Raw genomic sequence first — 2,890 nt, 5'->3', positions numbered from 1 at the left:
ACGAATGGAAGGGACTTCCCCTGATTATGCGCCTGATTAACTCTTGTGCAATCATGGGGTAAACACAACCCCGGAGGGATTCGTTATGACCATTACTACTGTCGGTATCGATCTTGCTAAAAATGTGTTCGCTGTTCATTGCGTTGACCAGAATGGCAAAACCGTTCTGGTTAAATCCAGAGTAACCCGCGCAGCTCTTCCCGGGCTGATTGCTGGTTTGCCGCCCTGTGTTATCGGGATGGAGGCGTGCTCCGGGGCTCATTACTGGGCAAGACTGTTTCGGCAGTATGGTCATGAGCCGCGTCTGATGGCCGCTAAATTTGTATCGCCTTACCGCATCGCTGGTAAATCAGGGAAAAATGATGCAGCTGATGCTCAGGCTATCTGCGAGGCGGTTCGTCGCCCACATATGCGGTTTGTGCCGGTTAAGGATAAGAGCCAGCAGGCAATGCAGTGTCTGCATCGTACCCGACAGGGTTTTATCGAAGAGAAAACAGCAACATATAATCGTCTCCGGGGGTTGATATCTGAATTCGGCGTTATCGCCCCACAAAGTACAGATGCCCTGCGCCACATAGTTTTTGAGCAGAAGAATTCTTTACCACTTCAGGTTCAGCAATGTGTTGATGATTTGCTGGAGCACGTTGCTCGCATTGAAGATAACATCGCTGAATATGACCGAATTTTGTCCCGCATGGCCAAAACAGATCATCGCAGTCAGCGGCTGATGGAATTGAAGGGCGTTGGCCCCACAACGGCCTGTGCGCTGGTCGCCAGTATCGGTAATGCACATGATTTTAAGAATGGGCGCCAGCTGGCAGCCTGGCTGGGACTGACACCATCGCAGTACAGCAGCGGCGGAAAGTCGAAGCTTGGCAGGATAACGAAAGCTGGCGATTCGTATCTGAGAACACTTCTGGTTCAGGGTGCCCGCTCGGTACTGATCGGGGCGGAGAAAAGGACTGATTTATTCAGTCGTTGGGTCTGCTCACTGGTCGAACGCAGAGGATACTGGCGCGCTGTTGTTGCCATCGCTGCCAAAAATGCAAGACTGTGCTGGGCATCATTGCATTACGGTGATGATTTCAGGTTGTACTCAGCCAGCTAAAGTACAAAGCTGTATGACCATCTGATCTGCAACTCGTTGATGATAAAGGGTTAGACCCCGTGAGGTATATCTGCTTATTGTACAGGGCAAGTGTACCCGACTAACGAACTAGAGCCTCACGAGCGTCTTTCATCAGGGTCCGAATCGATGACGATTCATCATGACCGTTTATAGTACCGCAGTCTCTCCCCTTTATTTTTTTACTATAGTGCAGACAGAAACCGTAAACACCGGCGTTGACATGCCGGGGAAGCCCTTATAGTACAATAATTCTCTATATCCAAACTGACCCCTAGAAGAGGGTACGTGCTGCAACGTACAGAAAAGTGGCTAGTGATGAGACACAGTGTAGTTGGGAAATTCAACGAAAAACAAAATCATAAGGACTTACGTTCATGTTACATACTGCGAATAAAATGACTGTCATTGAAATCTCTGAGCCTGGCGGGCCAGAGGTTTTAACGCCCGTTCAGACAACGATTCCGGTGCCAAAGGCTGGGGAAATTTTGGTTCGCGTCAAGGCCGCAGGTGTTAATCGTCCTGACGTCATTCAACGCCAGGGTCATTACCCTATGCCTGACGACGTAACCCCTATTCCTGGTCTTGAGGTCGCTGGAACGGTTTCATCAATTGGAGAAGGCGTCACGGGCGTAAAGATTGGTGACCGAGTCTGTGCTCTGACGAATGGCGGTGGTTATGGTGAGTATTGCATCGTGCCGGAAAGCCAGACACTGCCGGTGCCAGACAGCATGTCAATGATAGCAGCGGCGGCACTTCCTGAGACTCTGTTCACCGTCTGGGCAAACTTGTTCAAGATTGGTGGCGCAACACAGGGTCAGAGTGTTCTGATTCATGGGGGAACAAGTGGTATCGGCACAACCGCGTTGATGCTATGCCGCGAAATCGGTATCGAGGCATATGCGACGGCTGGATCAGATGATAAATGCGATGTGATCGCAGAGCTTGGCGCTACGCCAGTCAACTACCGGACAACTGATTTTTCTGATTTCATTTTGAAGCAAACGGATGGCCGTGGCGTTGATATCATTCTCGATATAATGGGTGCATCCTATTTCTCCCGAAATATGAGGAGTTTAGGAATGGATGGCCGGCTGGTAATCATTGGCTTCCTTGGCGGAGCTTTCGCAGAACAAGTGGATCTGCAAGAACTCGCGTTGAAGCGAGCGGTTGTCACGGGTTCAACGATGCGAGCACGAACTTCGGTCGAAAAAGCCGAAATTGCCAATGACTTGCTTAAAAATATCTGGCCGATTCTCAATGCAGGTCGTTGCCATCCCATAATTCACAGCACATTCCCGTTACGCGAAGCAGCACGCGCGCATGCATTGATGGAGTCCGGCAAGCATGTTGGGAAAATTGTTCTTACGGTGAATTAGCTTTAAGCCCGACACAACTCCCACGTTAGGTCATCAGGAATATGACCATTTAAATATCCACCAATGTTGAGCCAGCATTTATTAATACGCTTATCGGGTGATAGTAATCAAATATCACAGGACACGATATGTGGCGACTAAAATATCTGATTTCGTTTTCTGGCTTTTCTATGGTGGACACCGTCTAACACATTCGCGGTAATGACTCCAACTTATTGATAGTGTTTTATGTTCAGATAATGCCCGATGACTTTGTCATGCAGCTCCACCGATTTTGAGAACGACAGCGACTTCCGTCCCAGCCTTGCCAGGTGCTGCCTCAGATTCAGGTTATGCCGCTCAATTCGCTGCGTATATCGCTTGCTGATTACGTGCAGCTTTCCCT

3 protein-coding genes are annotated in these 2,890 nt (G+C 49.3%); 2 read left to right on the top strand and 1 reads right to left on the bottom strand.

The window, feature by feature from the left end:
* Positions 1–85: 85 nt before the first annotated feature.
* Both OGW13_RS12140 and OGW13_RS12135 read left to right on the top strand, forming a co-directional pair.
* A complete protein-coding gene (locus OGW13_RS12140; protein ID WP_061548413.1) occupies positions 86–1,108 on the top strand; it encodes an IS110 family RNA-guided transposase in 1,023 nt (340 codons plus the stop codon).
* A 416-nt stretch (positions 1,109–1,524) separates the two neighbouring features.
* Entirely contained in the window at positions 1,525–2,505 is a 981-nt protein-coding gene (locus OGW13_RS12135; protein WP_197472659.1) for an NAD(P)H-quinone oxidoreductase, read from the top strand.
* A 212-nt stretch (positions 2,506–2,717) separates the two neighbouring features.
* On the opposite strand, the gene OGW13_RS12130 is transcribed toward OGW13_RS12135, so the two are convergent.
* Positions 2,718–2,890: IS1 family transposase (locus OGW13_RS12130; RefSeq protein WP_000452617.1), on the bottom strand; the 173-nt coding region annotated here is incomplete at its 5' end.

It is taken from the genome of Citrobacter sp. Ca225 (genome assembly GCF_030337175.1).
Lineage (GTDB): Bacteria > Pseudomonadota > Gammaproteobacteria > Enterobacterales > Enterobacteriaceae > Citrobacter_A > Citrobacter_A amalonaticus.
Note: the sequence above shows the minus strand (reverse complement) of the source record. Positions and strands in the feature narration are given on the sequence as shown.